The following is a 2240-nucleotide window of genomic DNA, read 5'->3' as shown; positions in this document are numbered from 1 at the left end:
GGCTCTTCGTGATCGAGAGTGTAGGCAGTTGATCGCGTCGTTGCCCAGGTAGGGGTCGAGGTCTCCCTGAGAATGGAAGTTCTGACGCTGTCCAACCGGAAGACCTCGACGTGCCCCAGCCTACTTTCCTCCCGCCCGACCTGACCACGTTCTGCCGGCTCGATGAGCTCGGCCTTCAAACCATCGGGCAGCACTTGTCGCCAGATCGTGCGGTGCTGGAGTGTCGAGTGCTCGAACCAGACCGGTGGTGCAGGAAATGCGGGTGCGAGGGTACGGCCCGGGACACGGTACCGCGGCGACTCGCGCACGAACCGTTCGGGCACCGGCCCACGACGCTGTTGATCCGCGTGCGCCGATACAAGTGCTCCGGGTGCGGACGCATCTGGCGGCAGGACACATCGAAGGCAGCGCCTGCGCGGGCGAAGATCTCCCGCGGCGGGCTGGCTTGGGGTCTTGCGGGCCTGGTCCTGGATCATCTCTCCGTCGCGCGCGTTGCCACGGGTCTCGGGGTATCCTGGTCGACCGCGAACGCCGCGATTCTCGCTGAGGGCAGACGGCGTCTGATCGACGACCCGCACCGGTTCGACGGCGTGAGCACGATCGGCGTCGACGAGCATGTTTGGCGACACACGCGCAAGGGCGATAAGTACGTCACGGTGATTATCGACCTCACCCCGAACCGGAACAAGACGGGGCCCGCGCGGCTTCTGGACATGGTCGAGGGCCGCTCGAAGGCCGTGTTCAAACAATGGCTCGCCGGGCGGCCGAAGACCTGGCGGGACGAGATCAAGGTCGTCGCGATGGACGGATTCACGGCTCTTCACGAACGAGGGTGTAGCGCGGGTCTGAACCCTCCGGCTTCGAGCAGCGACCGAGCGATGTAGTGGGTGAGGTTGCGGAAGCCGAGGGCGGAGCCGCGGAGGTGTTCGAGTCGCCCGTTGATGGCCTCGGTCGGGCCGTTGCTGGTGCCTGGGCGGTCGAAGAACGCGAGGATGTCGCCCGCCCGCTGCTTCATGGTCCGGCCGAGCTTGCGGACCTCGACGAGCGCCGCGGGAACGCCGCTGCTGATCGCAGCGATCACCTCCTGCATCATCGCCTTCGCTTTCTTCTTGTCGGGCTCCCGGTAGGCCGCGACGATGCGCTGGTAGATGCCCCAGGTCGCCTCGACCTCGACGTGCTCCTCGCTCGCGAACACTGCGTCCAGGCGTGCCCGCTGCCGGTCGGTGAGCAGGCTCGCCCCGGTGTGCAGGGTGCGGCGGGCTTTGTAGAGCGGGTCGCCCTTGAGCCCGCGGTGACCGGTGGTGTCTTGCTGGACCCGACGCCGGCAGACATCCAGCGCGTCGCCGGCGAGGCGGACCACGTGGAACGGGTCCATGACGGGGACGGCGTCGGGGAGTTCCTCGGCGGCAGCGGTCTTGAACCCGGCGAAGCCGTCCATCGCGACCACCTCGATCCGCTTCGCCCAGTCCGCAGGGCGGGCGGCGAGCCACTGCTTGAACACCGCCTTGGAGCGGCCCTCGACCATGTCCAGCAGCCTCGCCGGCCCGGTCTTGTTCCTCGCGAGCGTGAGGTCGATGATCACGGTGACGTACTTGTCGCCCAGCCTCGTGTGTCGCCAGACGTGCTCGTCGACACCGATCGTGGTGACCCCGTCGAACCGGGCGGGGTCGTCGATCAGGCGCCGCTTGCCTTCCGCGAGGACGGCGGCGTTCGCGGCACTCCAGGACACCCCGAGACCTGCGGCGACGCGGGTGACGGTGAGGTGGTCGATGACGATGCCCCGCAGCGCCCACTCCAGGCCGCCGCGGGAGATCTTCGCACGCGGCGCCGCTGCCCGCGTCATGTCCTGCCGCCACGTGCGCCGGCAGTGTCCGCACCGGTACCGGCGCACCCGCACCAGCAGGGTCGTCGGCCGGTGCCCGAACGGCTCGTGCGCCAGTCGACGCGTGACCGTGTCCCGCGGCACGCCCTCGACACCGCACTTCCGACACCACGGGTCGTCCTCGACGACGCGGCATTCGATCGTGGCCCGATCCGGCTCGATCAGCTGGCCGACGGCGACGAGGCCGAGCTCGTCGAGGCGGCAGAACGTGGTCAGGTCAGGGGTCGCGAAAGTAGGGTGGAGCACGTCGAGGTCTTTCGGGATGGCGAGCGTGAAGAACTTCCATCATCCGGGAGACCTCGACCCCTACCCGGCCACCGACGCGCTCAACCGACTACACCCTCGTTCGTGAAGAGCC

The 2240-nt window shown here is 68.3% G+C and carries 1 protein-coding gene and 1 pseudogene; one reads left to right on the top strand and one right to left on the bottom strand.

Annotated elements, in window-relative coordinates; all coding sequences use genetic code 11:
- Window positions 1-110: 110 nt before the first annotated feature.
- A pseudogene (locus tag AAHA49_RS17785) lies at window positions 111-815 on the top strand (transposase); the annotation flags it as partial.
- A gap of 5 nt (window positions 816-820) precedes the next feature.
- Here AAHA49_RS17785 and AAHA49_RS17780 read toward each other — a convergent pair.
- Window positions 821-2128, bottom strand: coding sequence for an ISL3 family transposase (locus tag AAHA49_RS17780; protein ID WP_342039176.1), 1308 nt, complete (start codon window positions 2126-2128; stop codon window positions 821-823).
- Window positions 2129-2240 lie beyond the last annotated feature (112 nt).

Source organism: Brevibacterium ammoniilyticum, from assembly GCF_038429965.1.
In the GTDB taxonomy this organism is placed as follows: Bacteria; Actinomycetota; Actinomycetes; order Actinomycetales; family Brevibacteriaceae; genus Brevibacterium; species Brevibacterium ammoniilyticum.
The sequence above is the reverse complement of the archived record's forward strand: the minus strand, read 5'-3'. Positions and strand labels throughout refer to the sequence as shown.